Origin of the sequence: Kribbella sp. NPDC004536 (genome assembly GCF_042873835.1) — a bacterium.
GTDB lineage: Bacteria > Actinomycetota > Actinomycetes > Propionibacteriales > Kribbellaceae > Kribbella.
Genome location: NZ_JBIALY010000001.1, coordinates 2,369,802 through 2,394,651, shown reverse-complemented (window position 1 = coordinate 2,394,651; position 24,850 = coordinate 2,369,802). Strand labels below are relative to the sequence as shown.

The window sequence follows — 24,850 nt, the reverse complement described above, 5'->3', positions numbered from 1 at the left end:
TCAGTATCCATGTCGATCAAGCATGGATTGCTGGCTCTGCTCCAGGACGGGCCGAAGTACGGCTATCAGCTCCGGGGCGAGTTCGAAGCCGCCACCGGAGCGACCTGGCCGCTGAACATCGGCCAGGTCTACACGACGCTGACGCGCCTGGAGCGCGACGGACTGGTCCGGGCCGCGTCCAACGAGGGCGACGGCCGGTCGATGTACGAGATCACCGACGCCGGGCGGACCGAGCTCGCGAAGTGGTTCGAGACCCCGGTGACCCGGGAGTCGCGGCCGCGGGACGAGCTCGCGATCAAGCTCGCGCTCGCCCTCGCCGTACCGGGCGTCGACGTCAGCGCCGTGGTGCAACGGCAGCGGATGTCGACGATGCAGTCGCTGCAGGAGCTGACCCGGCTGAAGCGGAACAGCACCGACGGCGAGATCTCCTGGCAGCTCGTGATCGAGTCGATGATCTTCGGCGCCGAGGCCGAGATCCGCTGGCTCGACCACTGCGAGGCGATGCTGTTACGCCACCGCGGCAAACCACGGACCATGCCCCAGACGTACGACGTACCGAATGAGCAGGAGGCCCGCTCGTGATTCTCGACATCCGCAGCCTGACCCGGACGCACGGCGAGGGCGAGCAGGCCGTACATGCCTTGCGTGGCGTGGATCTGAGCGTCGCCGCCGGCGAACTGGTCGCCGTGATGGGCCCGTCCGGTTCCGGCAAGTCGACGCTGCTCACCTGCGCCGGCGGTCTGGACCGGCCGAGCAGTGGCGAAGTACTTGTCGACGGCAACGACCTCGCGACCCTCAGTGCGAACGCGGTGGCCGCGCTCCGGCGGCGCCGGATCGGGTACGTGTTCCAGGACTTCAACCTGATCCCGGCGCTGACCGCCGGCGAGAACGTCGCGCTTCCGCTGGAGCTGGACGGCACCCGGACCCGGAGCGCCCGCAAGTATGCGGTCGCCGCGCTGGAAGAGGTCGGCATCGGCGACCTCGCGGACCGGTTCCCCGACGACATGTCCGGTGGCCAACGGCAACGAGTCGCGATCGCCCGCGCGATCGTCGGCGAGCGCCGCCTGCTGCTCGCGGACGAGCCGACCGGTGCGCTCGACTCCGAGACCGGTGAAGCCGTACTGCGGTTGCTCCGGGATCGTTGCGACCAGCACGGAATCGGCGGCGTACTCGTCACCCACGACGCCCGCCACGCCGCCTGGGCAGATCGCGTCGTCTACCTCCGCGACGGCGTACTGGTCGGACAAGCCGGTCCGCTGGCCGGCGCCGACGCGCTCCTCCAGGACACTCACTGATGGGCCCGGCCCTGCGGATCGCCCGGCGGACCGCGCGAAGATCGCTCGGCCGGACGATCCTCGTCGCCGCACTGATCGGCCTGCCGGTCCTGGCCGCGAGCTGGCTGGGCATCGTGCTGAAGAGCGCGAGCCCGACCGGCGAGACGCTGGCGAACAACACGATCGGGCGCGCGGACGGGCGGCTCGACGTCACCCAGTACGACAAACTCCAGGTGCCGCCCGGCGAGACGATGCTGTACGGCGAACCGTCGCCGGCCGAGGGGCACGACAAGGCCGTACGGACACCGGCGTCCTTCGACCCACTGCCGCTCCTGCCACCGGGGAGCAGGATCGCGCGACAGCTCGTCGACTCCGGGATCGCCGAGCTCCGTACGCCGGACTCGAAGACGTCGGCGACGCTGATCACCGGTGACGGATCGAGCCCGCTGGCGACCGGGACCGTGAAGGTCGACAAGGGCCGGATGCCCGCAAAGGCCGACGAGGTCGCGATCTCGCCGTCGCTGGCTGCCAGGCTCGGTCCGGCCGGCACGGTGACCAGCGCGGACGGTACTAAGTACACGGTCGTCGGCATCGCGCGGATGATCACCAGCCAGAGCACGCCGACGATCTTCGGTACGCCGGACAACGCCTTGGTGGACACGGACCAGACCCGCACCGTCCAGTACCTCGTCGATCTTCCGGACGCCACCGACGCGGACCAACTGAACGTGAAGCTGGTCGACCAGGGACTATATCTCTTGCCGCGGGCAACGATCATCGACCCGCCGCCGTCGCCGTACGGCACGACCGCCGACGACATCGGTCCGTACGCGGCGATGGCACTGGTGATCGGCTTCGGGATCCTCGAGATCGTGCTGCTCGCCGGTACGGCGTTCGCGGTCGGCGCACGCCGGCAGACGCGGGAACTCGGCCTGGTGATGGCCGCAGGCGGTACGCCGCGAGACATCCGCCGAATCGTCATGACGCAAGGGCTGTTCGCCGGCCTCGTCGGAGTGCTGGGCGGGCTCGTGCTCGCGGGCGTCGCGGTGTTCAGCGCGAAGCCGGTGTGGGAGGCGATGACCGACTCGATCTTCACCGCGTGGCAGATCCCGTGGAGCACGATCATCGGCATCGCCGTGCTCGGTGTCGGAGCGGGAGTCGCAGCGGCCGTCGTACCCGCGATCAGCGCCGCGCGGCAGGCGCCGATGGCCGCGCTGGCCGGTCGGTTCACGGTCACGGCGAAGGCGGCGCGGATCCGGATCTTCGCGGTGATCCTGCTGGGTGCCGGGCTGGCGTGCGTGTTCGGCGGCAGCGCACTCATCGCGGCCGCGCTCAGGTCGGCGCGGCATTCGTCACTCGGGACGCAGGCGACGGCGACACCCATCGGACCGGTCGCGCTGGTGCTGATCGGGATCACCGCGACGATCGCCGCACTGGTGTGGATGCTGCCGAGCCTGGTCGCGAAGGCGGCCGGTCTGGCGCGCGCGTTGCCGTTGAGCGGGCGGATGGCGTTGCGGGACGCGTCCCGGCACCGGCACCGTACGGGACCCGCTACGGCGGCGATCATGATGGCAGTCGCCGGTACCGCGGCGGTTGCGTTCGCGGCGGCCAACTCGATCGCGGCGGACGCGGCGAACTACGTCGCCGCCAGCCGGCACGGGAACGCCGTACTGCGGTTCGAGCAGGGAGTCCCGGGTGCGCTGACGTACAAACCGGAGTTGATCACCAGCCTGGACGCGATCCTCCCGGTGCGCCGGCAGCACGAGCTCGGCTACGTACAGCTGCCGAACACGAGGGCCAACCCGTACGGCTACGTCCCGGTGCTCGCGGTCGCGACGCCGGAGAACTTCGAGGGCTCGACCGGTTTCAGCCTGCAGGCGGCGGATCCGGCGTTCGTCGCACAGTTCGGGGAGTACGGCGAGCAGGCGGCCGCGGCGATGCGGGCCGGCAAGGTGGTCGTGCCCGGCGTACCGCTGAAGCCCGGGCAGACAGTTGCCATGCACAACGATGACAGCGAGAAGTACCTGAAGAACCTGGACGCGGTGTCGCTCGGCAAGCCGCCGCCGGTGCAGTTCCTCCGGGACACCGCGCTGATCAGCCCGGACGCGGCGCGGAAGCTGGGCACGATCCAGGTCTCCGAGGTGCACTTCGAGCTGAACCGGGAACCGACGAAGGACGAGCTCGCCGCAGTCAGCCGGATCCTCGGCTCGGACCAGGGACTGGTGGTGGAGAAGGGCTACCAGAGCCCGGGAAAGCTGTTCCTGATCGGGATCCTGATGGCGGCCACTGTGGTGACGCTCCTCGGCGTCGCGATCTCGGTGTCGCTGTCGGCCGCCGAGGGCCGGGCCGACCTCGCCACGTTGGCCGCGATCGGCGCCCCGCCGCGGCGGCGGCGGTCGCTGGCGGCGGCCCAGGCGTGGGTGCTCGGACAGCTGGGCTGCGTGCTGGGCGTGGGGGTCGGCGCGCTGTACGGCTACACCGCGCACGCCGCGTTCGGGTCGCCGCACTTCGTGGTCCCGTGGGCGGAGATCGGCGGCATCGTGCTCGTCGTACCGCTGTTCGCCGGCCTGCTGGCCTGGCTGCTGACGCGCTCGCGGCTACCGATGGTCAGCCGGATCCAGTAGTGCGAGCTCGGGGTAGGCGACGGGGTACGGCGGTGTGCCGGTGATGCGCCATTGGCCGCAGGTGCATCGCTGGTACACCACCAACCCTTCGCTGACCTCGTGACTCGAGACGGAACTCCAGCGGTGCCGGTGGGTGTCGGTCATGTACCCATCGTGATGTAATGGCATTATGCATCTCAACCCTTACGGTGCGGACGCGGTCCTGCTCGCCGTGAACCTGGCCACCCGCCCGGCGAACACGCCGGAGGAACTGGCCGCGCGCTGCGAGGAGAGCGGCGTCGAGAACCGGCTCGTTCGTGCCCGCCGGGTGACCGCCGAGGATCTCGCCACCGTTCGTACGGCACTCGACGAGTGGCTGCAGGTCGTTGACGCCACCGACGAACAGACCCGCGTCGATCTGGTGAACGCGATGCTCGCCAAGTACACCGAGCACCCACGCCTCACGAACCACGCCGGAGACGGCTGGCACATGCACTACCGCCCGGCCAACGTTCCCGTCGGTTGGCTGGTCGCGACATTGATCAGCACCGGTACGGCGCTACACCTGGCGGGCCGCGGCGTCACCCGGCTCGGCCGGTGCGCAACGGACGGCTGCGACAACGTGTACGCCGACCTCTCCCGTACCGGCCGCCAGCGCTACTGCAGCCCCGCCTGCGCCAACCGGGACGCCGTACGCCGCCATCGTGCGCGTGTGACGGACGCCTAGGATGGGGAGATGAGCGAGAGCAGCAGCGAGGGCCGGGAAGTTCCGATGGCCGGGGCGCGGACCGAGGACGGCAAGGTGCTGATCGTCGGGCCGGACGGCATGGCCGTCGAGGGACCGCCGCGCTCCGACCGTGACGAGCACGACGAACACGACGACGAACCGCGTTCGGTCACCGAACTGGTGGAGCAGCCGGCCAAGGTGATGCGGGTCGCGAACATGATCCGGCAGCTCCTCGAAGAGGTGAAGTCGGCACCGCTCGACGAGGCCTCCCGGGCCCGGCTGCGGTCGATCCACGAAGCATCGATCAAGGAGCTCGAGAGCGGCCTCGCGCCGGAGCTGGTCGAGGAGCTCGAGCGGCTCAGTCTCGACTTCACCGACGACAGCACCCCGACCGACGCCGAGCTGCGGATCGCGCAGGCGCAGCTGGTCGGTTGGCTCGAGGGCCTGTTCCACGGCATCCAGACGGCGTTGTTCGCGCAGCAGATGGCCGCGCATCAGCAGCTGGAGCAGATGCGCCGCGCGCTGCCCGGCGGTCAGCAGCTCCCGACCGACGGGCAGTTCCCGGACGCGCCGCAGGCCGGCACCGACGGTCCCGGCAGCAGCGGGATGTATTTGTAGAACGCCTTATTTCAAAGGCTGGAAGAACCCCTCGAGGACGGCGGCGACGCCGTCCTCGTCGTTTGCCGGGGCAATCCGGTCGACGAGCGCGAGCACCTCGGGGTGCGCGTTCGCGACACCGTACGACGTACCGGCCCAGGCGAGCATCGGCAGATCGTTGACCGAGTCCCCGAAGGCGATCGTCTCGGCCGCCGAGATCCCTTGTGTGGCGGCGAAATCGGCCAGCATCGCGGCCTTGCTGACCCCGGTGGCGGAAATCTCCACCAAACCGTGACCTCCGCTGTGGCTGGCCGTCACTCGTTGGCCCACCACCGGATTCACCAGCGCGAGCAGGTCGTCGGAATGCAGACTCGGATGCCGCACCAACAGTTTCGCGGCCGGTTCGGCCACCAGTACTTCGACGTCGGCGATCAACGTGTCGTCGGGTTTCGGCCAGCGATTGAGGTAGACCGGTTCCTGTCCGTAGCGGTCCGGTCGCTCGATGGCGAACTGTACGTCCGGGATCGCGGCCCGGATCGCGTGCGCGACCTCGAGCGCGACGGTCGGGTCGATCAATCGGGTCCGGATCGCCTTACGGCGCAGGACGTCGTACAGAATGGCGCCGTTGGCAACAATCGCGACACCGTGGCCGCCGACCAGGTACGACAGGTCGTGCAGCCACCGAGGTGGCCGGGCGGTGACCATCACGAAAACACTTCCGGCGGCCTGGGCCGCGAGCACCGCCGCGCGGGTGCGTTCGGACACCGTGCCGTCACTGCGGACGAGAGTCCCGTCGAGATCGGTAGCTATCAGGCGGGGGTACTGCGGAGCACTCACAGGCCAACCGTAGCCGCGAACGACCCCGTCGCGCATTACCCTTCCAACGACCTCGAGCGCAAGCAGTCGGCGGCCGGATTCAAGTCTTTTTGACTTATCTCGTTGAGCTTTTGACAACGTCATCAGACCGTTACGGCAGGATGCTGCAAAGGCAGCAAGTTCCCCTGCGCCGCAGGGTTGGCGCATGATTCCATGCCTAGGTCTGGCGGGGAACCGGGGGCTGTTCGGCCGCGTCGTATGCGTGTTCTGGATCAGCGCGACTGATGCCGCCCCACCTCCGGAAGCACACACAAACGCCGAAGAACTGTTGTGGAATTGGCTGCAACCAAAACCGCGGCAGTGGCGTCAAGAGTTATGGATCGATGCGTCCCACGCCCGGGACGACACGGTGGGCCGGCAACAAAGTGCTGGTTCACCGGCTAGTGGAGCCGTGCGAACGAACGTCGTTCACCGTTCGTTCACTCGGGTCCTGATACTTGGGGAGCCTTGATGACCGTCAACAGCGCCAATCTAGCGGGACCAGGGGGCAGTAGCTCTCGAGCGGCTGTCGACACATCTTCCATCAGGGAAGGGGCCATGACCGGTTGTATCGCCCGTTCCGATGTCTTTCAGCACCGTCTGATGGAAGAGCCGCCGCCTGCATCTGCCACCCGACGTACCCGTGAGCGGTACGAACAGCTCGTCCGCGAAGCGAAGGCGCTGTGCGCCTCCTGCCCGCTCTTCACCGACTGCCTGTACAGCGCGGTCGCGGAGCACGACGTGAGCGGTTTCGTCGCCGGAACCACTGCTGCACAACGGCGTTCGATCCGGAACCTGCTCGACGTCGAGGTGCAGGCCGACGACTTCGACCAGCTCGCCGGCGCGCGGGGGACGCGCCGGCCGGTGAGCCACGAAGAAGTCCTGCGGCTGCGCACCCAGTACCCGAACGACAGCCTCGAGTCGCTGGCGATGCGCCTCGGCTGCTCGCTGTCGACGGTGAAGCGGCACCTGCGGCGTGCGCGTCGCGGTCAGAGCCCGGCTGCCAAGACGCCGCGGCCGCGCCCGGAGGTCAGCGCCGTACTGGACGCATTCGACACGGTCGTCGAGCAGCACCAGCCGCGCCGAGGTGGTACGCGAGTCGCCTGATCTGATACTCGGCCCGCCAGCGGACTATCAGGTCAAAGGCCCGGAAACCCTGTGAACGCAGGGTTTCCGGGCCTTTTTGTTTGTCAACTGTCAAGGTATTCGGTTCTCGCCGAAAGGCCTTGCGTTGTCAGAACCAACGGTTCAGAATGGCCGCTGCGCCGTCGTCCTGGACGGACTTCGTCACCTCGTCCGCAGCCAGTTTCACTTCGTCCGGCGCGGATCCCATCGCCACGCCACAGCCCGCGTAGGTGAGCATCTCGATGTCGTTGCGTCCGTCACCGATCGCCAGCAGACCGGACGGGTCCAGGTCGAGCTGCGCGAGCGCGACCTTCAGCCCGGTCGACTTGTCCACACCTTCCGGCGCGATGTCGAGCCACGCGGTCCAGCCGACGAAGTAGCTGACGCCGTGCAGGCCGAGGCGTTCGGCCAGGTGGACGAAGTCACTCTCGGACTGATCCGGGTCCCGGATGATCAACCGGGTCACGGGTTGCGGTGCGAGCTGCTCGTCGGTGACCACCCGGATCCGCGCGTTCGCACCCAGGTCGCCGTCCGGGAACGGCGCGGTGACCAGGTAGCTGCCGTCCTGGTCCTCGACGGCCATCCGGGCGTTCGGGGCGTACCGGCGGACCGACGCGATCACGGTCGCCGGGTCGAAGGTCCGCTCGTCGACGACCGCGCCGTCCGGGTAACGCAGCGTGCGCGCACCGTTGCTACAGACAACGAATCCGCCGGATGGCAGCCGGAGCCGCTGGGCGATCGGCGCGGTGGTCGACCAAGCCCGACCGGTAGCCAGCACGACCGGCACCTGCTCGGCGGTACGGCGGACCGCGTCGAGGACTGCCGGCGACAGGCCGTCGTCGTGGTCGAGCAGGGTTCCGTCGATGTCCAGGGCAACTACTGTGGGTTTTCCGGTCATTTGGCGACCGGTTCGAGGACCTCACGACCGCCGACGTACGGCTGCAGGGCGGTCGGTACCCGGACCGAGCCGTCGGCCAGCTGGTGCGTCTCGAGGATCGCGACGATCCAGCGGGTGGTGGCCAGCGTGCCGTTCAGCGTCGCCACCGGCTGCGTCTTGCCGTCGGCGTCGCGGTGCCGGATGTTCAGCCGGCGCGCCTGGAAGTCCGTGCAGTTCGACGTCGAGGTCAGCTCCCGGTAGCGCCCCTGCGTCGGCACCCAGGCCTCGCAGTCGAACTTCCGGTACGCCGAGATGCCGAGGTCACCGGTGGCGGTGTCGATCACCCGGTAGCTGAGCTCCATCTTGTCGAGCATCTCCTTCTCCCAGGCCAGCAGCCGCAGGTGCTCGGCGGCCGCGTCCTCGAGAGTGCAGTAGGAGAACATCTCCACCTTGTCGAACTGGTGGACGCGGATGATCCCGCGGGTGTCCTTCCCGTGCGACCCGGCTTCCTTGCGGTAGCAGGACGACCAGCCGGCGTAGCGGATCGGACCATTGGTCAGGTCGAGGATCTCGTCCATGTGGTAGCCGGCGAGCGCGACCTCCGACGTACCGACCAGGTAGAGATCCGGGTCGGCGAGCCGGTAGACGTCGTCGTGCGCGGACAGATACCCGGTGCCGCCCATCACCTCGGGCTTGACCAGGGTCGGGGTGATCATCGGCGTGAAGCCTGCCTCGACCGCCTGCTGGATCGCCAGCTGGAGCATGCCGAGCTGGAGCAGCATCCCGACGCCCTTGAGGAAGTAGAACCTGCTGCCCGAGATCTTGGCGCCGCGCTCCATGTCGATCGCGCCGAGCAGCTCGCCCAGCTCGAGGTGGTCGCGGGGCTCGAACCCCTCGGCCGCGAAGTCCCGCGGCTTGCCGATCTCCTCGACCACGACGAAGTCGTCCTCGCCGCCGACCGGGGCCTCGTCGGACACCAGGTTGGGCAGCGCGGCGGCGAGTGCGTCGTACCGGCTGCCGGCCTCGTTCGCGGCGGCCTCGTTGGCCTTCACCTCGGCGGCCAGCGTCTTGGTGCGCTCCAGCAGCGCGGTCCGCTCGTCGCCCTTCGCCTGGGCGACCTGCTTGCCGAGCGACTTCTGCTCGGCCCGGAGCGCCTCGAAGGCGGAGATGGACGATCGACGCTCACTGTCGGCGACCAGGATCTGGTCCACCACCTCGGTACTTTCGCCGCGTTTGGTCAGGGCGGCGCGTACGACATCGGGGTTCTCACGGAGCAGTTTCGCGTCAATCACACCCTGAGGGTATCGGGGCGTGTCTGAAGCGGCGAAGTCTATTCGGGATGATGGGGTGGCGACACGTCACCATCGAGGGGGATCTGAGCGGGCCGATGAACCACCACCCACCCAGTACTGCGGTCGGCCGTGCGCTCACGGTCGTACTGGGCGCGCTGCCGTTCACGGTGCTCACGGTGCTGGTGTTCAAGCACTGGGGGCCGCTGGCGCAGTGGGACCAGTCGGTGGCTGCGCGGGCCGCGTCGTACGGGGCCGCGCACGAGGGGATCATCGACTTCTGGCAGGTCGTCGGTGCCGTCGTACTGCCCTGGACGTCGCGGGCGGTGATCGCGATCGTCGCCGCGTACCTCTGGCGTCGGAGGGCCCGGCTGCTCACGTTCTGGCTGCTCACCTCTGCCGTCGCGGAGCTCGTTCTGGTCCAGGTCGTGAAGGCTGTCTTCGAACGGCCACGCCCGGTGCAGATGCTGGTCGACGCTGACGGGTTCTCGTACGTGTCGGGGCATGCGGCGGCCGCGTTCGTGATGGCGGGGGCGCTGGGCGTCGTACTGCCGTCGGTGCGGGGCTGGCGGCGGCGGTTCCGGCTGTTGGTGCTGTTGCCGGTGATCGCGGTCGTCTGGATCGCGTCCGCGGACCGGATCGCGCTGAACGTGCACTACGTGTCCGACGTACTCGGTGGCTGGGCGCTCGGGTTGGGGATCCTGACCGCGACGTCGATCGGGTTCGGCCTGCGGCCGGGGCTGCGGCGGCGCCGGCGCCGGACGGCCTCGGAGAGTGACGGTACGACGGCTCCGCCGCGGGCCGCGGTCATCGTGAACCCGGTCAAGATCGGCGACGGCGTCGCGTTCCGGCGGAAGGTGACCCGCGCGCTCGCGGTCCGCGGGTACGACGACCCGCTCTGGCTGGAGACCCGCGAGGACGACGCCGGCAACGCGATGGCGAAGCAGGCGATCGAGTACGAGTCGGACCTGGTACTCGTGGCCGGTGGCGACGGTACGGTCCGGGTGGTGTGCTCGGCGCTCGCGCACACCGGGATCCCGGTCGGCGTGATCCCCGCCGGCACCGGGAACCTGCTGGCGCGGAACCTGCACATCCCGCTCGACCTCGACGACGCGCTCGAGCGCATCCTCGAAGGCCGCGACCGGCGGATCGACCTGGTCGCCGTCCACGGCGACGAACTCGACAACGACCGGTACGCCGTGATGGCCGGCCTCGGGCTGGACGCCGCGATCATGTCCGACGCGCCGCCGCACCTGAAGAAGCAGATCGGCTGGACCGCGTACCTGGTGTCCGCCGCGAAGAACGTGAACCACCCGTCGGTCCGAGTCCAGCTCACCATCGACGACGCCGAACCGATCGAACGCCGTGTCCGTACGGTCGTCGTCGGCAACGTCGGCATGCTCCAGGCCAACATCCCGCTCCTCCCCGACGCCCGCCCCGACGACGGTCTCCTCGACGTCGTCGTGATCGCCCCGCGCCGCGTCACCCAGTGGCCGATCGTCGTCTGGCGCCTCCTCACCCGCACCAACCGCAGCGACATGTACCTGGAACGCTTCACCGGCCGCAAAGTAGAAATCCACGCCGCCGTAGACGTCCAACGCCAACTCGACGGCGACCCCATCGGCCCCGGCCGCTACCTGGTAACCGAAATAGAACCCGGCGCCCTAACCGCCCGAGTCCCCAAACGCAGGTAGAAGAGTTCAGAGGGGACTGGGATACGCCCTCGCGGCCCTGCCCAACTCCGTCGTCACGTACTACTCCTCGCTCCCACCCACCCAACTGTTCCCCCGCCCCGCGCCCAACCGCACAAACCCGGGCGACCTGCCCCGTTTGGGACTAGGTCCGGTCCAACAGTTGGTGTCGGTGACGCCAGGCGAGGGTCAGGCAGGCGGCGCTGGTCTGGCCGAGTCGTTCGCGGGTCAGCAGGCGGTCCACGGTGGTCTCGTCGAAAGGCAGGCCGTGGATGGATTTGTTGCCGTCGAGCGAGCGTACGACCTCGCCTTCGGGGTTTCTCGAGACCAGGTCGCGGAACAGTTTGTCGAAGGTCGACGCCTCGATGACCGCTACCGTGGCGATCGAAGCGTTCAGGCTCAGCGCGTCCAGTACCACGCCGAGGACGTACGCCCGGATTGTGCCCGCCGCCCTGGCGGCGCTCATGTCGCGGAAGAACGGCCAGACCTCGTAGTCCACGGGAACGCCGCTGCTCCCATCGTGTTCCGGGTGACCGAGCAACTCCTCGCTGAACTCGCGCACCAGGTTTCGCCACAGGTCCAGGTCGGCGACAACACTCTCCGCGGCGATGCTGGCCGGCTGGAACTCACCCGCCGGCAGCAGGCTGTAGTGACGACCGTTGGTGACCTGGGTCGGGTCGCGCCGCAGCAGGAAGAAGGTCGCGGTCCCGGCCGCTCGATCCAGCCGGAGCGTCAACGTCGAGATCCCCGGATTGACCGCCCGCACCGCGAGGTCGAACGGGTCCTCGATCAGCGAGCGGAACGGCAGGTGCGACCAGTCCAGCCGCCCCGCCAACTCGGCCTGGGCTGCCTCGTGTCCGAGCGGCTCCGACACATCGAGCTTGTCGAAGAACGTCGACAGGCCGAACGTCAGGTCGCCCCGTCCGCCCGTCCAGCTGACGTCAGTCAGTCGGTAGCTGTGCCGATTCTCGAACAGAGCGGGCGGCCGCAGGTACCGGATCGCAGCCGTGTACTGCGAGAACGCACGCCCAGGAGCCCGCAACGGGAGCGTCGGCCGCACCTCCGCCTCCTGCCCGGTGATCCGTGGCGGCGGCAGATCGGGAATCCAGTGGAGCGCGACGTCCGCGAGCGGCACGGGCTCGGCAGGGATCCAGTCTGCCGGGGCGATCGCGGGTACTCGATCCACTCGCAGGTGGTCGTCGTACAGGTACGCCGTACGAGCGGCGAGCCCGATCCCACTCTCGATGAGGTAGCGACGAACCCTGCTCCATTCCTCCTGGCTGGCCTGTACCGCAGAGTCGACTGACGGTCGTACGCGCGCTGAACCTGCGCCTTCAGCCGTGGCCACGAGCAGGGCGAACCTGCGTTGAACTGCGTCGTCCGCATCCGCCAGCGCCCGGTCTAGTACCTCCTGCAGAGCCGGGGACAGTACCGTCTCGGGTTTGGCTTCCCAGTACGCAACCGTACGAACCGCCGCACCCAAGCGCGCGGCGAACGCCTCGTTCGTCATCCGGAGCGAAGCACGCAGCGCCGACGCTCGACGACCGGTCCACCGGTCGACTACCTGCACGTATCGGTCCCTTCCGCCCATGGCAACCGAACCCGATGCGCCGCCGTTGCACCGGCATTGCACCGAGACTTCATCGCACTCCTGCCCCACCGAGGATTCACTAACTCTATGAAATCAGCAGCCCACAACTGGACTTAACAGACCGGCGCGGCCGACGTACTGATGCCTCATCCGGGACCGAGGGTCGCAGGCTGACCGAAAGAGAACACGACATGCCGTATCCACCGATCGATGACGGACGCTCATCGAGCCTCCTGCGGTGATCGACCGGGACCGCGCCTACTGGTACGCACGAGGCTTCATCGCCGGCAACCCGCCGCTCGGCGGTCTGCTGCTGTCCTACCTCGAAGACGACTTCCCACCCGGCGCCAACGCCGCTGACGCGTTCGTAGCAGCTGACACGCTGGCGCTGACGTTCGCAGACGCGTTCATCTGCTGCCCGCACGGCGACATCGAGCTGGCCTTCGTTCAGTGGATGACGCGCGCACTGTCTCAGGGCCGATAGGCCACGACTGCGTGACGCGGGACGGGTGACAGCAAGCCGTCGGCGTCAGCCCGACGGGGCTGTTCGATCAGCTCGGGACTCGTCCGAGTGACCACACTCGTACGACTTCGTCGACCTCGTACATGACTCGGTGGTCACCGACGTGAAGGCGGTAGATGAGGCTGTCACCCCAGTGCACGCAGCCCGGCGGTGTCGGGTTCTTCACCAGACCTTTGACAGCGGCGAGCACCTGGCGGGCAGCGGCAGTGTCCTCGGCGGCGAGGGCGCGATAGCCGTCGATGAAACCGGCCTCGAGGACCAGCGGACGAACGGTCACCGGTCCTGGGCTGCCTCAGCCTCGGCGAGGATCTGCTCCATCATCGGGATGCCATCTTCGGCCGGGATCCACTGCGGGCCCCGTGCGTTGATCTCGTCGATCAAGCCCTGGTCCGCGGCCTCCTCGAGCGCCTGGAACCGGGCCAGCATCTCGGCGGAGATCACCGCAGCCGCGACCTTGCCGTGGTCGGTGATCATCACCGGCTCGTGCCCGTACCGGGCCGCGTTCACCATCTCCGCTGTGTGGCGATTCGCCTCGGTCATGCTGTAGGTCGTCGACATGGCGCCACAATACTCCTGAATCTCAGGAAATTACGTAGATTCAGGACTACCGGCCGCCGGCCCGCAACACGTCGGCGGCAGCCCGCAACACGTCGGCATCCCGGCGCCAGCCTGAAGCGGATGCAACCGCGCCAAGCGGGGGCGGGTGGGAGCGTGTGGAGTAGGTGCGGGAGCGAGCGGAGCGAACGGAGCACCTGCGGAGCGCGCGGGGGTTATCTCAGTCAGTCGACGGTGGGGCCGGCTTCTTTGGCTAGGGTTTCTATTGCTTCTTCTTCTTCGGGGGAGAGTTTGGACTCGCTGGTGAAGGCCCTGACCTCTTTGGCGTACGTACGGGCATCGGCGCGGCTGTTGATCGACGTGAGGACTACTCCGTCGCCGTGGTCGTCGAGGAGGGCCAAGGACCAGGACAGTTTGCCGCCGGTGTCGCCGAAGGCGTCGTAGCGGACGATCGCGAGGTGTTGGAGCGTTTCCTTGAGTTCGCCGCGGGTGACTTCGAGGTCCTTGCCGAGTCTGCGGAGCTCCGATTTCACCGTGCCGGGCTTCGCCTCGGGCTGGGCCGGCTGCGGTTCCGGTTCGGGGAGCGCGACGGGCGCGGTCTTCTCGGACGGGACCGTCCGCGCCCGGAGGGCCTGGATCGCGAACACCAGGGCAAGCACCGCCACGAAGAGGGCGGCGACCCCGAAGGCACCGGCTAACGTCGAAGACACGGAACTAGAGCCTAAGGCATCGACTGTTGTGCCTGAGTGTTCAGGTGATCGCACAGCGTGGGCGGTACGGGACGGATGCGGCACCTCGGGCCGCGGCAACGTAGATTCGCGGCGTGACACATTTGCCTGATCAGGGCCCACAACCGGGCGTTCACGACCTCGGGTACGCCCGGCTCGACACCGACCGGCTGGAGCGTACCGGCGACGCCGAAGTCGTGTACGGCGCGGGCAAGACGCCATCTCAGGTCGTGGAACTCCTCCGCACCCTGCACGCCACCCACCCGGGTCACGCCGTGCTCGCGACCCGGTTGACGGACGAGGCGCAGGCCGCGGTGATCGCCGCGCTGCCGGAGGCCGTGGTCGATCCCGTCGGACGTACGGCCGTCCTCGGCGAACCGCCGGCGCAGGCCGGGACGGTGGCTGTCGTGGCGGCTGGTACGTCGGATGCACCGGTCGCGGCGGAGGCGGCGACGACGGCTCGGGTGTTCGGGGCCGGGGTCGACGTGATCACCGACGTCGGCGTGGCCGGGCTGCACCGGATCCTCGGGGTTCGCGAGCGGCTCGCCGAGGCGGACTGCCTGATCGTGGTCGCGGGGATGGAGGGGGCGCTGCCGAGCGTCGTCGGCGGGCTGGTCGGCGTACCGCTGGTCGCGGTGCCGACCTCGGTCGGGTACGGCGCCTCGTTCGGCGGGCTGGCGGCGCTGCTCGGGATGCTGAACTCGTGCGCGCCCGGGGTGTCGGTCGTGAACATCGACAACGGGTTCGGGGCCGGGGTGTTCGCCGCGCGGGTGGCGCGGCAGTCGGTTCCGCGCGAGACCAAGGAGGTCTGATGCGTACCGCCTGGCTCGACTGCTCCGCCGGTGCCTCCGGCGACATGCTCCTCGGCGCCCTGATCGCCGCCGGTGCCGACCTCGCCTACATCAACACGGCAGTAGCTGCCGTAGACCCGTCCCTGTCGGTCACGGTCACCCAAACCTCCCGCCACCAGATCGCCGCCACCAAGGCAACCGTCGAGGTCAACGGCACCCCCCACCCGGAGAACATTCCAGAGACCGGCCATGGCCACGGGCATGGACACGGACATGGACATGGCCACGGGCACGGCGCTGAGGTGGCGGCGCCCGACGACGAGCTCGGGGGCGGGGTGCCGGGCGAGGATGGCGGCGGTCTGTTGGGTGGGGGCGAGCGGGCTGCCGGGTCGGCCGGCCGGCATGGCCGCGGCGCCGACCATGGGCCGACGCGGGCTTGGGCTGACGTGCGGCGGTTGCTGGAAGGGGCGGTGCTCGACGAACCGGTGCGGGTGCGCGCGTTGGATACCTTCGCGCGGCTAGCCAGGGCTGAGGCGGGGGCTCATGGGGTGGAGCCGGATACGGTGCACTTTCATGAGGTTGGGGCGTTGGATGCGATTGCCGACATCGTGGGGGTTGCTGCTGCGGCTGTGAGTCTCGGGCTGGAGCGGGTTGTGGTGTCGACGATCGTGCTCGGTGGTGGGAAGCAGGTGCGTGGGCAGCACGGCGGTATCCCGATTCCCGGGCCGGCGGTGCTGCACCTGGTCTCCGAGGCGGGTGCACCAGTGGTCGGCGGTACGGCGCCGTACGAGATGACCACCCCGACCGGCGCCGCGCTGCTCGCCACGCTCGCGGACGAGTACGGCATGATGCCGCCGATGCGCGTCACCACCACCGGTGTCGGCGCGGGCGGTCGGGATCCGGTCGAGGTACCGAACATCCTGCGCGTGATCATCGGCGAGTCCACCGACCAACCGGCGACCGAGCTCGTGTACGAGACGAACGTGGACGACCTCGACCCCCGGCTGTGGCCGCAGGTGCTTGCGAAGTTGCTCGCGGCGGGCGCCGCCGACGCGTGGCTGACCCCGATCCTGATGAAGAAGGGCCGCCCCGCGCACACCCTCTCGGTCCTCGTCACCGGCGCGAACGCGGATGCCGTACGCCGGGTGGTCCTGACCGAGACGTCCGCGATCGGCCTCCGCGAGTACCCGATCCGCAAGCACGCCGCGGACCGCGAGTTCACGACGATCAAGCTGGACGGCCACGCGATCAGCGTGAAGATCGCGCGGTACGACGGCCAGGTGGTGAACGTACAACCGGAATACGACGACGTGGTCGCGGCCGCGGCCGAGCTCAACCAGCCGGTGAAGCTCGTCCTCGCCCGCGCGATCGCCGCCGCCGAAGCGCTCTGGAACTAACCGACCTCGGCGGCCTTCTCGGGCAGGGGTTTCTGCTTGCGGCGGGGCCAGTCGTACGGCCACCACTGGGCGCCGTTGCGGCGCGCCCAGATGATGATGCCGACCAGCACCGCCAGCTCGATCGCCGGGCACAACGTGTCGCGCAGGCGCGCGCTGAAGAACTCCAGCGAGTGGGACAGGCTGGCCGCGACCTGCCGCGCGTTCGGGTCGCGGCCGGGGACGTACGCGATCGCGAGCATCGTCGTACGGACGACCATCAACCCGTCGACCTTGGACGCGGCGACCGCGGCGAGCGCCGCCCACGCGATCACGTCGTACCAAGGCAGCGAGTACATCGCGGTGAGCGACCAGGCGATCGCGTAGATCGCCGTGTACCGGATGGCGGCGGGGGTCGGGTCGTCCGGATGCGTCTGCGGCACCAGCGACTTCGGGAAGACCTGTGACAGCAGGATCGCGATCACGACGAGCCCGACCCACGCCAGGATCGCGATGAACGTCCGGACCAGGCCGTTCGGCAGGAACAGCGTGAAGAAGCTGAGCAGCACCTTGTGCGGCGTGCCGGTGGAGATGAACGACGTCTGCGACCGCGCCTGCTGGAACGCCTGCAGGCCGACGATCGCGTACAGCCCGCCCATCGCGATCGCACCACCGCCGCAGAAGTACATGCACTTGCGCCGGTCGGCCCGCAGCGCCCACAGCATGGCGACTCCGACGAGACCGATCGAGAGCTTCGTACACCCCGCGACGCCGATCATCAGCCCGGCGAGGAACACGTGCCGCCGGAACAGCCACAGCGCGAGAACGGCGAACATCACCGCGATCGAGTCGTTGTGTGCACCGGCCAGCACCGCCCACAGGAGCAGCGGGTTCGCCAGGCTGAGCATGATCACGCGACGCTTGGCAGGGAGGTCCTTGCCGACGAGCTTCACGAGCACCAGCCCTGTGACGACGAGGCTGATCGCGACCGACAGCTGCAGCATCCAGACCGTGAGCTGCGCCGAGTCGCCGCCGATCACCGACGACAGCCACTGCACCCACGTCGCGATCGGCCCGTAGACGCTGCGCGCTCCCTGCCACGGCCGCTCGGTCGCGGCGATCACCGGGTCGTACCCGAGCCGGATCGTGTCCGCAGGGGAAGCCGTGTACGGGTCGCCGCCGAGCGACATGATCCGGCCGTACGCCGCGTAGATCAGGACGTCGCCCGAAGCCATTGGCGGCACCAACGTGATGGCTGCCGTCGTACCGATGCCCAAGGCAATCAACCGGTCGACGCGCGGCGCCCAGCCGTGCCGCAACGCCTTGGTGGCAAGGTAAACGCCGTACCCGCCGAGGGCGATCGCGACATAGATCAGCACCGAGACGAGCCAGTCGTTCGGCTTGGCGTCGAACCAGTACGACGGGAGCCAGGGATGCCGGTTGGTGAGCGTCAGCACGACGACCGACGGCCCGAGCAGACCGACCGCGACGATCAGCGCCGTACACGCGAGGTAGAGGGCGACTGCGCGGCGGCCGTACTTGTTCCCGAGCTGGAGATCAGTGCTCATTGCGCGGTCTTCCGCGGGAAGAGGCTGCGCAGCGACGGTCCACCGCCGTCCGCGGGCAGCGCACTGCGGGCGGCGAGTGCACGCCGGACGTGCAGGTACTGCTTCGCGCGATGCAGTTGCCCGCGCAGATCTGTCCCGGTCGCCCGGTGCCGGACGTCGATCGGCACCTCCACGATCCGGAACCCCTTGCGCCCCAGGTCGATCGTCAGCGCGGTCTCCACCCCGAAGCCCGGGGCAAGCGGTACGGCGGAGTCGAACGCAGCGCGGGTCAGGCAGCGCTGACCGGACAGCGGCTGCTCAGGCGCCCAGCCGATCGCCTCCTGGATCCCCGCACGCGAGAGCCGTACGACGAACCCGTGGCCGCCGGCCTTGGATCCGTCGGCGCGCACCTGGGCCGGCAGCGTGCCGATGGTCATGTCGGCGCGCCCCGTCTGCACCGGCTCGATCAGCGGACCGGCTCCGGCCGCGGTGTCGGTCAGGTCGGCGTCCAGGAACAGCAGGTGCCGCGGGCGGGACCCGTCGCGCTCGGCGACCGCCGCCGCGCCGGTCTCCATCGCGGCCGCCTTGCCACGGTTCTTCTCGTGCCGGACGACGACCGCGCCGGCCTGCTCGGCCACCTCGGCCGTACGGTCCGTGGAACCGTCGTCGACGACCACGACCAGGTCGACGCCGATGATCTTGTGCACCGCGTCGACGGTCGCCGCGATCCGGTCGGCCTCGTCCTTGGCCGGGATCACGCAGGCGACAGCACGCTCGAACGGCTCGGCGGACACGTTCTCGCCAGGCACGTGGTCGGGCGTTTCACCAGGCCCGGGGTCGGGCAGAGAATCAGCGGACACAGCACCGCAGCCTAGTTCCTCGGCAGCCGATCGTTCGCGTCAGTATCGGCTGCCTGTGGATTTCTCGTTCTTTCGAACGAGCCGGTGGAAACGGCTCGTCAGGAGCGCACCCGGTCGTACAGCAGGCAGAGGGCGCCGGACTCGGTCGGGGTGGAGTCGGTCAGCTTCCACGACGTGGCCGGCAGGCCGTCCTCGAACAGCCGGGCGCCGCCGCCGACGAGTTCGGGGTCGAGGGTGATACTCAGCCGGTCGATCTCGTCGGCTGCCAGCAGCGCCCGGATCACGCTGGAGCTCGCCAGCACGATGATGTCGCCGCCGTCCTGGTCACGGAGCTGCTTGACGACGTCGGCGGGCTCACCGTCGGCGATCCGCGAGTTCTGCCACGGAGCCTCGGTCAGCGTCGTGGAGAACACAACCTTCTCGGTCTCGTTCAGCCAGCGGGAGAAGGCCCGGTCCTGCGGGGCGGCGTTCTCGTCGTCGGCGACCGCCGGCCAGAAGCCGCCGAAGCCCTGGTAGTTCTTCCGGCCGAGCAACGCGGTCGTCGCCGCGCCGGTGACCCGGATCATGTGGTTCCGGGCGCCCTCGGTGATCGCGTGCGGCACGATCCAGCTCATGTCGTAGTCGCCGCCGGCGCCGTTGACCCGGCCGTCGAGCGAGAGCGAGAAGTTGGCGACAACGGTGCGTGTCATTTCAGGTACCTCTTCCGGTCCGGGGCGCCGCGGTGGCGTCCTCACAACCCAAATCCTGCTGCCGCCAGGGCGGCGGAACATCTGCCACCTGGCCGATATCGGGTCGCCGGCCGGATTGGCCATCTCCCAGAAATTGTCGGACAATCAGACAGATTGGTTGCGGTAGCGTGGTGACACATCGCGGACGAAGGGCGGGCGGATGACGGAGACGCGGCAGGACGGGGTGGCGTACGGCGTCGACAGCGAGGTCGGCCCGCTGCGGACGGTGATGCTGCACCGGCCGGGGAACGAGCTCCGGCGCCTCACCCCGCGGAACAACGACAAACTGTTGTTCGACGGCATCCCCTGGGTCGGCCGGGCGCAGGATGAGCACGACGCGTTCGCCCAGGCGCTCCGGGACCGCGACGTCGAGGTGCTGTACCTCGGCGAGTTGCTGACCGAGTCGCTCAACCACCCCGAGGCGCGCGCCAGGGCAGTCGCAGGCGCTATCGAGGACCTGCGGCTGGGCGAGACGCTGCGCGACTACCTGCGGGCGTCGCTGAGCGACCTGGATCCGGCTGCGCTGGCTGAGGCGCTGATGGCCGGGGTCCGGAACGACGAGGTCCACGCCGGCGGGCTGGTCACGTCACTGCTGGCGCACGAGGACTTCCTCATCGACCCGCTGCCGAACCTGCTCTTCACCCGCGACTCGAGCGTGTGGATCCGGGACTCGGTCGCGGTCACGTCGCTGGCGATGCCAGCCCGGATGCGCGAGACGCAGCTGACCGAGCTGATCTACACGTTCCACCCGCGGTTCGCGGGCGCCGACAAGGTGTACGACCACCAACTGGAGCACGTCGAGGGCGGGGACGTACTGGCGCTCGGCCCGGGCGTACTTGCTGTCGGAGTCGGCGAGCGGACCACGCCGGCGGGTGTGGAGCGACTGGCGCGCCGGGTGTTTGCGAAGGGGCTGGCACACACGGTGCTCGCCGTACCGATCGCTCAGCAGCGGGCGACGATGCACCTCGACACCGTATGCACGATGGTCGACACCGACGCGGTGCTGATGTACCCGAACATGGCGGAGGAGATGCGCGCGCTCGCGGTCACCACCGACGGCGAGCAGCTGCACGTCGCGGAGCCGGAGCCGTTTCTGGTCGCGGCCGCGAAGGCGCTCGGGATCGACACGCTCCGGCGGATCGATACGGGCCTGGACCCGGTGACGGCCGAGCGCGAGCAGTGGGACGACGGGAACAACACCCTCGCCCTGGCGCCGCGGGTCTGCATCGCGTACGAGCGCACCGTCGAGACCAATGCGCGCCTGGAGGAATCCGGCATCGAGGTCCTCCGGATCTCCGGCTCCGAACTGGGCTCCGGCCGCGGCGGACCGAGGTGCATGTCCTGCCCGATCCTCCGCGCTCCGGCCACGGTCTGAACCGAGGTCGGGTGAGCCCGGCGACACGCGGAGTGAAATCGGGGGTTGTGTTGCGGGGCGGGCCTGAGTACTCTTCATGCCTAGGCCCAGGCCCTGTTGCTCCCCCGTCAGCAGGACTTGGGCCGTCCACGTTTCTGGGCCAATTTGAACGATCATGGCCTAGACCACTCTCAGTAAGCGGAACGCCCGGCTGGACGACCAGCCGGGCGTTTGCTTGTGGGTCTTGTGGGGTCAGCGGATGGTGAGCTGGCGGCTCGCCAGGCCGGCCTTCGCGGCACGCTCTGCGGTCGTCAGCGGCGCCTCGGTGGCCAGCGCCTTCTCCAGGGCGGTGGCGAAGTCGGCGGCGGGCTTCTCCACGTCGGCGGCCGACGTACCCTCAGGCAGCTCCCAGACCGGCGCGAGCACGCCGAGCGCGCGGAACGAGCCGATCAGGCGGCTGCCGTCGACGATCGCCGACGAACCGGCGGCGTGCAGCCGGGCGAGGGCGTCCAGCAGGGTGTCCTCGCTGTACGGGAGCACCCAGCGCAGGTAGATGCGGTCGCCGATCTGGGTCCAGTACGCGGCGTCGACAGACTCCAGGCGCACCGTCGGAGCGGCCGCCGCGTTCGCGCGCTCCAGGCCGGCGGCAACCTCGCCGGTCGGGTCCTCGACGTTCTCGCCGACCCAGTAGTCGAAGCCCTCGTGGACCTTGACCTCCAGCGGCTTCGTGGTGTCGATCAGGTCCTGCAGCCGCGGGCCGTCCTTCATCAGGTCGCCGACCTGGATCGGGTTGCCCGGCTCGGTCCGGAGCGCGGCGATGATCGCGTGGCCGAGGTCGCGGCTCGGGTCGCCGGACGAGGCGTGCGTCTGCAGGCCGATCCAGATCGTCTCGTCGTCGCGGACCAGACCCGGCATCGCCATCGGCAGCAGGGTGACGAGGTTGACGACCTTGCCCGCGTTGTCGCCGACGAGCTCGACCTGCACGGTGCCGGACGGGACGATCTCGCGGAACGCGATCAGGTCACACTCCGCCGGCAGCCCTTCGAACGGCCGCACCACGAACGTGTCGGTCGCCTGGGCCAGATCCTTGCCGTGGCACTGCTTGAACCGCTTGCCCGAACCGCACGGGCAAGGTTCCCGCGGCCCGACGTCGACCAGGTCGGCCGGGTCGAGCGTGACGGTCGGAGTCGTGTTGTTCGCGCGCTGCCGCGACTTCTTTCCCATAACCCCGCAGTCTTACAGCCGCCCCGGCCCGAGGGCCAACCGGCAGGGACCTAACTGGGGATGACGGCGTGCACGGTGCGGTGGTGAGCGCCGGTACGAACGTTCCAGCCGGTGGTCAGGACGTCGACGATGGCCAGGCCGCGGCCGCCGATCGACTCCGGGTGCGGGTCGCTGATCCGGACCGGTTCGGTGTCACCGCGGCCGTCGGTGACCTCGACATGGATACCGGCCTTGTCGATCCACCAGGCGGCACGGACTTCACCGGCCGGCAGCGGCGGGGCGTACCGGATCGCGTTCGAGAGCAGCTCGGACAGGACCAGCTGGGCGTCGTCGGAGGCGGCGCGGGCGACCCGGTAGCGCTTCAGGTAGACGCCGAGACGGCGCCGGGCATCCGCTACCGCGGACACTTCGTGCGGCAGTACGACGTCCACGACGCTGACGTCGGCGGGCAGGGTCGCAGAGGACAAGCAGGGTCTCCTCGATGATCGGTTCAGCCATCAGAACTTCTGCCCACGATCCCGGCCCGGAAAACACCCGCGGGTATTCCGTTACATAGCCTCAGCAGAGCCCGCACCTAAACCTCCGGAAACCGTAACGAAATCGACGGAATTGAACGTTGCAATAACCGCTCGCATTCGCCCCGCTACCTATCCGCACCACGTGACACAGCCCACACAATTCCGCCCCGGCGTGTCACAAACTTCCTGGGCCGCCAGAGCGTCCTACCTCCTCACCCAGCACTCGCAGGGCGGTGGATGGGTGGTCGGTGATTACTGTGTCGACGCCGAGGTCGCCGCAGTGGCGGAGGTCGGGTTCGGCGTTCACGGTCCAGACGTGCACCTCGTGACCGTGTTTGTGGGCGCGGTCGACGTACTCGGGGTGGGCTTTGACGATTCCCAGGCCGGGGCCGGCGTACGAGACTCCGGTCGGGAGGGAGCCGTCGCGGAAACGGAGCGGGAGGCGGTCCATCAGCAGGACCGTCCGCAGGCCGGGTGCAGCCGCCCGGATCCGGCGTAGCGACAGCCAGGAGAAGCTCATCACCCGGACCGGGGACTCCGTTCCGAGCCGCGGGTGCGCCCAGCCGAAGCGTTCCAGGGCCTCGATCAGGCGGCGTTCGACGAGTCCGGCGTACCGGGTCGGGTGCTTGGTCTCGATCGCCAGCTCGACCGGGCGACCGGCGTCGCGGACGGTCGCGAGCAGTGTCTCGAGCGTGAGCAGCCGCCGGGCGTCCAGGTCGGCCAGTTCCTCGGGGTGCTTCCACGAGCCCCAGTCGTACGTCTCCAGCTCCGAGAGGCTCTTGGTGGACAGCACGCCGTGGCCGTTCGACGTACGGTCGATCCGCCGGTCGTGGACGCAGACGAGGTGCCCGTCCGCGGTCAACCGGACATCGCATTCGAGTCCGTCGGCGCCGACGTCGATGGCCCGCTTGTACGCGGCGAGGGTGTGTTCCGGATCGTCCGCGCTGGCTCCGCGATGGGCGACAACGCGCGGGGGTTTCCGCATACGGAAACTCTTTCACACCGTCGGCGAAGATTGGTGCCATGGACATGCGGGCGATCGTGCTGGACGGTCCGGTGGAGCCGGAGGAGTTACGGGTACGGCGGGTCGCGGTGCCCGAGCCGCCCGCCGGGTGGGTGCGGATCAAGGTGGAGGCGTTCGGGCTGAACCGGTCCGAGTACCACCTCCGGGCCGGGTTCGCGACGAACGCGCGGTTCCCGGTGATCCCGGGGATCGAGGCGGCCGGGACCGTCGACCTGGCGCCGGGCGGCGAGTTCGCGCCGGGGCAGCAGGTGGTCGCGATGATGGGCGGGATGGGCCGCGAGTACGACGGCGGGTACGCCGAGTACACCGTCGTACCGGCGTCGTCGGTGATCCCGGTACGGACCGACCTCGACTGGGCGACGCTCGGCGCGCTGCCGGAGATGCTGCAGACGGCCCACGGCTCGCTGTACACCGGCCTCGGCATCGAGCCGGGCCAGTCGCTGCTGATCCGGGGCGGTACGTCGTCGGTCGGCGTGGCGGCAGCCGTACTGGCGAAGGAACAGGGGCTGACCGTCTTCGCCACCACGCGAAATCCACAACGTACACAGGTTTTGCGGGACCTCGGTGTCGATCACCCGATCGTTGACGACGGCAACGTTGCGGAAAAGGTCCGGGACCTTCTCCCGAACGGTGTGCACGCGGCCCTCGAACTGGTCGGCACGAATGTCCTTCCGGACACGTTGAAAGCGACCGCTGTACACGGCACGGTGTGTTTCACCGGAATGCTCAGCGACACCTGGACGATCCCCGACTTCTACCCGATGGACTACATCCCGAACGGCGTCCGGCTGACCGCGTACGGCGGCGAGAGCTCGGACCTGCCGGCCGCGGCGTTCCAGCGGTACGTCGACCTGGTCGCGGCCGGCAAGCTGCCGATCCGGATCGACCGAGTCTTCACGCTGGACGAGATCGGCGCGGCGCACCGCATCATGCAGGACGGCGCCGCGATCGGAAAGCTCGTCGTACGGGTGGATTGAGGACCTGCAGGCCACCACA

25 protein-coding genes are annotated in these 24,850 nt (G+C 69.0%); 12 read left to right on the top strand and 13 right to left on the bottom strand.

Annotated features, from left to right (window positions below):
- Positions 1–9 precede the first annotated feature (9 nt).
- From ACFYRU_RS11905 to ACFYRU_RS11885, 5 genes are all read left to right on the top strand, one after another.
- Positions 10–582 (top strand): helix-turn-helix transcriptional regulator, encoded by a 573-nt coding sequence (locus tag ACFYRU_RS11905; RefSeq protein WP_387656427.1) that lies wholly within the window; start codon positions 10–12, stop codon positions 580–582.
- Positions 579–1,295: an ABC transporter ATP-binding protein gene (locus ACFYRU_RS11900; protein WP_387656424.1), complete on the top strand. Its 717-nt coding sequence runs from the start codon at positions 579–581 to the stop codon at positions 1,293–1,295. Before ACFYRU_RS11905 ends, ACFYRU_RS11900 begins: the two co-directional genes overlap by 4 nt.
- Complete coding sequence (locus ACFYRU_RS11895; protein WP_387656422.1) at positions 1,295–3,898, top strand: FtsX-like permease family protein; 2,604 nt, start codon at positions 1,295–1,297, stop codon at positions 3,896–3,898. Before ACFYRU_RS11900 ends, ACFYRU_RS11895 begins: the two co-directional genes overlap by 1 nt.
- A 169-nt stretch (positions 3,899–4,067) precedes the next feature.
- The gene (locus ACFYRU_RS11890; RefSeq protein ID WP_387656419.1) at positions 4,068–4,604 is read left to right on the top strand and encodes a CGNR zinc finger domain-containing protein; all 537 of its coding nucleotides are present in this window, start codon (positions 4,068–4,070) and stop codon (positions 4,602–4,604) included.
- Between the two features lie 9 nt (positions 4,605–4,613).
- Entirely contained in the window at positions 4,614–5,222 is a 609-nt protein-coding gene (locus tag ACFYRU_RS11885; RefSeq protein ID WP_387656416.1) for a bacterial proteasome activator family protein, read from the top strand.
- A gap of 6 nt (positions 5,223–5,228) precedes the next feature.
- On the opposite strand, the gene ACFYRU_RS11880 is transcribed toward ACFYRU_RS11885, so the two are convergent.
- Positions 5,229–6,038: an HAD family hydrolase gene (locus tag ACFYRU_RS11880; RefSeq protein WP_387656413.1), complete on the bottom strand. Its 810-nt coding sequence runs from the start codon at positions 6,036–6,038 to the stop codon at positions 5,229–5,231.
- Positions 6,039–6,659: 621 nt separating this feature from the next.
- Between ACFYRU_RS11880 and ACFYRU_RS11875 the strand changes: the two genes are divergently transcribed.
- Complete coding sequence (locus tag ACFYRU_RS11875; RefSeq protein ID WP_387656410.1) at positions 6,660–7,163, top strand: WhiB family transcriptional regulator; 504 nt, start codon at positions 6,660–6,662, stop codon at positions 7,161–7,163.
- A 127-nt stretch (positions 7,164–7,290) separates the two neighbouring features.
- Here the strand turns inward: ACFYRU_RS11875 and ACFYRU_RS11870 are convergent, their stop codons facing one another.
- Together ACFYRU_RS11870 and serS are read right to left on the bottom strand one after the other, a co-directional pair.
- Complete coding sequence (locus ACFYRU_RS11870; RefSeq protein WP_387656407.1) at positions 7,291–8,079, bottom strand: HAD family hydrolase; 789 nt, start codon at positions 8,077–8,079, stop codon at positions 7,291–7,293.
- A complete protein-coding gene (gene serS / locus ACFYRU_RS11865) occupies positions 8,076–9,350 on the bottom strand; it encodes a serine--tRNA ligase (protein ID WP_387656404.1) in 1,275 nt (424 codons plus the stop codon). The genes ACFYRU_RS11870 and serS overlap by 4 nt, the downstream gene beginning before the upstream one ends.
- A 47-nt stretch (positions 9,351–9,397) precedes the next feature.
- Here serS and ACFYRU_RS11860 point away from each other — a divergent pair, with 47 nt between their 5' ends.
- Positions 9,398–11,041, top strand: a complete 1,644-nt coding sequence (locus ACFYRU_RS11860; protein ID WP_387656401.1) for a diacylglycerol kinase family protein — start codon at positions 9,398–9,400, stop codon at positions 11,039–11,041.
- 142 nt (positions 11,042–11,183) lie between these two features.
- Here the strand turns inward: ACFYRU_RS11860 and ACFYRU_RS11855 are convergent, their stop codons facing one another.
- Positions 11,184–12,608 carry a hypothetical protein gene (locus tag ACFYRU_RS11855; protein ID WP_387656398.1) on the bottom strand — a complete coding sequence of 475 codons (1,425 nt, stop codon included), beginning with the start codon at positions 12,606–12,608 and terminating at the stop codon, positions 11,184–11,186.
- A 259-nt stretch (positions 12,609–12,867) separates the two neighbouring features.
- Here ACFYRU_RS11855 and ACFYRU_RS11850 point away from each other — a divergent pair, with 259 nt between their 5' ends.
- Positions 12,868–13,113: a hypothetical protein gene (locus ACFYRU_RS11850; RefSeq protein ID WP_387656395.1), complete on the top strand. Its 246-nt coding sequence runs from the start codon at positions 12,868–12,870 to the stop codon at positions 13,111–13,113.
- 67 nt (positions 13,114–13,180) lie between these two features.
- Here the strand turns inward: ACFYRU_RS11850 and ACFYRU_RS11845 are convergent, their stop codons facing one another.
- From ACFYRU_RS11845 to ACFYRU_RS11835, 3 genes are all read right to left on the bottom strand, one after another.
- Positions 13,181–13,429: a type II toxin-antitoxin system RelE/ParE family toxin gene (locus tag ACFYRU_RS11845; RefSeq protein ID WP_387656392.1), complete on the bottom strand. Its 249-nt coding sequence runs from the start codon at positions 13,427–13,429 to the stop codon at positions 13,181–13,183.
- Complete coding sequence (locus ACFYRU_RS11840; protein WP_387656389.1) at positions 13,426–13,710, bottom strand: type II toxin-antitoxin system Phd/YefM family antitoxin; 285 nt, start codon at positions 13,708–13,710, stop codon at positions 13,426–13,428. The genes ACFYRU_RS11845 and ACFYRU_RS11840 overlap by 4 nt, the downstream gene beginning before the upstream one ends.
- 221 nt (positions 13,711–13,931) lie before the next feature.
- On the bottom strand, positions 13,932–14,417 hold the full coding sequence (locus ACFYRU_RS11835; protein WP_387656386.1) for a DUF4446 family protein: 486 nt from the start codon (positions 14,415–14,417) through the stop codon (positions 13,932–13,934).
- A 113-nt stretch (positions 14,418–14,530) separates the two neighbouring features.
- Between ACFYRU_RS11835 and larB the strand changes: the two genes are divergently transcribed.
- Entirely contained in the window at positions 14,531–15,247 is a 717-nt protein-coding gene (gene larB, locus ACFYRU_RS11830) for a nickel pincer cofactor biosynthesis protein LarB (protein ID WP_387656383.1), read from the top strand.
- The gene (gene larC, locus ACFYRU_RS11825; RefSeq protein WP_387656380.1) at positions 15,247–16,623 is read left to right on the top strand and encodes a nickel pincer cofactor biosynthesis protein LarC; all 1,377 of its coding nucleotides are present in this window, start codon (positions 15,247–15,249) and stop codon (positions 16,621–16,623) included. The genes larB and larC overlap by 1 nt, the downstream gene beginning before the upstream one ends.
- On the opposite strand, the gene mptB is transcribed toward larC, so the two are convergent.
- The 3 genes from mptB to ACFYRU_RS11810 form a co-directional block, all read right to left on the bottom strand.
- Positions 16,620–18,167, bottom strand: a complete 1,548-nt coding sequence (gene mptB / locus ACFYRU_RS11820; protein ID WP_387656378.1) for a polyprenol phosphomannose-dependent alpha 1,6 mannosyltransferase MptB — start codon at positions 18,165–18,167, stop codon at positions 16,620–16,622. The genes larC and mptB overlap by 4 nt on opposite strands.
- Positions 18,164–19,006, bottom strand: a complete 843-nt coding sequence (locus ACFYRU_RS11815; RefSeq protein WP_387656375.1) for a glycosyltransferase family 2 protein — start codon at positions 19,004–19,006, stop codon at positions 18,164–18,166. Before ACFYRU_RS11815 ends, mptB begins: the two co-directional genes overlap by 4 nt.
- A 98-nt stretch (positions 19,007–19,104) precedes the next feature.
- Entirely contained in the window at positions 19,105–19,695 is a 591-nt protein-coding gene (locus ACFYRU_RS11810) for a dihydrofolate reductase family protein (RefSeq protein WP_387656372.1), read from the bottom strand.
- A gap of 199 nt (positions 19,696–19,894) precedes the next feature.
- Here ACFYRU_RS11810 and ACFYRU_RS11805 point away from each other — a divergent pair, with 199 nt between their 5' ends.
- The gene (locus ACFYRU_RS11805; protein ID WP_387656369.1) at positions 19,895–21,109 is read left to right on the top strand and encodes an arginine deiminase; all 1,215 of its coding nucleotides are present in this window, start codon (positions 19,895–19,897) and stop codon (positions 21,107–21,109) included.
- Positions 21,110–21,340: 231 nt separating this feature from the next.
- Here the strand turns inward: ACFYRU_RS11805 and ACFYRU_RS11800 are convergent, their stop codons facing one another.
- From ACFYRU_RS11800 to ACFYRU_RS11790, 3 genes are all read right to left on the bottom strand, one after another.
- Positions 21,341–22,312, bottom strand: a complete 972-nt coding sequence (locus ACFYRU_RS11800) for a DUF5926 family protein (RefSeq protein ID WP_387656367.1) — start codon at positions 22,310–22,312, stop codon at positions 21,341–21,343.
- A gap of 50 nt (positions 22,313–22,362) precedes the next feature.
- Positions 22,363–22,779, bottom strand: coding sequence for an ATP-binding protein (locus ACFYRU_RS11795; RefSeq protein ID WP_387656364.1), 417 nt, complete (start codon positions 22,777–22,779; stop codon positions 22,363–22,365).
- Between the two features lie 226 nt (positions 22,780–23,005).
- Positions 23,006–23,815, bottom strand: coding sequence for a glycerophosphodiester phosphodiesterase (locus tag ACFYRU_RS11790; protein WP_387656361.1), 810 nt, complete (start codon positions 23,813–23,815; stop codon positions 23,006–23,008).
- A gap of 38 nt (positions 23,816–23,853) precedes the next feature.
- Between ACFYRU_RS11790 and ACFYRU_RS11785 the strand changes: the two genes are divergently transcribed.
- Complete coding sequence (locus ACFYRU_RS11785) at positions 23,854–24,831, top strand: zinc-binding alcohol dehydrogenase family protein (protein ID WP_387656360.1); 978 nt, start codon at positions 23,854–23,856, stop codon at positions 24,829–24,831.
- Positions 24,832–24,850: the final 19 nt, after the last annotated feature.

What these genes read in the sequence shown, in the direction of transcription:
- ACFYRU_RS11905 (WP_387656427.1), top strand. Translation starts at nt 10, where the DNA reads ATGTCGATCAAGCATGGATTGCTGGCTCTGCTCCAGGACGGGCCGAAG.
- ACFYRU_RS11895 (WP_387656422.1), top strand. Translation starts at nt 1,295, where the DNA reads ATGGGCCCGGCCCTGCGGATCGCCCGGCGGACCGCGCGAAGATCGCTC.
- ACFYRU_RS11890 (WP_387656419.1), top strand. Translation starts at nt 4,068, where the DNA reads ATGCATCTCAACCCTTACGGTGCGGACGCGGTCCTGCTCGCCGTGAAC.
- ACFYRU_RS11885 (WP_387656416.1), top strand. Translation starts at nt 4,614, where the DNA reads ATGAGCGAGAGCAGCAGCGAGGGCCGGGAAGTTCCGATGGCCGGGGCG.
- ACFYRU_RS11875 (WP_387656410.1), top strand. Translation starts at nt 6,660, where the DNA reads ATGGAAGAGCCGCCGCCTGCATCTGCCACCCGACGTACCCGTGAGCGG.
- ACFYRU_RS11870 (WP_387656407.1), bottom strand. Translation starts at nt 8,079, where the DNA reads ATGACCGGAAAACCCACAGTAGTTGCCCTGGACATCGACGGAACCCTG.
- ACFYRU_RS11860 (WP_387656401.1), top strand. Translation starts at nt 9,398, where the DNA reads ATGATGGGGTGGCGACACGTCACCATCGAGGGGGATCTGAGCGGGCCG.
- ACFYRU_RS11840 (WP_387656389.1), bottom strand. Translation starts at nt 13,710, where the DNA reads ATGTCGACGACCTACAGCATGACCGAGGCGAATCGCCACACAGCGGAG.
- larC (WP_387656380.1), top strand. Translation starts at nt 15,247, where the DNA reads ATGCGTACCGCCTGGCTCGACTGCTCCGCCGGTGCCTCCGGCGACATG.
- mptB (WP_387656378.1), bottom strand. Translation starts at nt 18,167, where the DNA reads ATGAGCACTGATCTCCAGCTCGGGAACAAGTACGGCCGCCGCGCAGTC.
- ACFYRU_RS11810 (WP_387656372.1), bottom strand. Translation starts at nt 19,695, where the DNA reads ATGACACGCACCGTTGTCGCCAACTTCTCGCTCTCGCTCGACGGCCGG.
- ACFYRU_RS11805 (WP_387656369.1), top strand. Translation starts at nt 19,895, where the DNA reads ATGACGGAGACGCGGCAGGACGGGGTGGCGTACGGCGTCGACAGCGAG.
- ACFYRU_RS11800 (WP_387656367.1), bottom strand. Translation starts at nt 22,312, where the DNA reads ATGGGAAAGAAGTCGCGGCAGCGCGCGAACAACACGACTCCGACCGTC.
- ACFYRU_RS11790 (WP_387656361.1), bottom strand. Translation starts at nt 23,815, where the DNA reads ATGCGGAAACCCCCGCGCGTTGTCGCCCATCGCGGAGCCAGCGCGGAC.
- ACFYRU_RS11785 (WP_387656360.1), top strand. Translation starts at nt 23,854, where the DNA reads ATGGACATGCGGGCGATCGTGCTGGACGGTCCGGTGGAGCCGGAGGAG.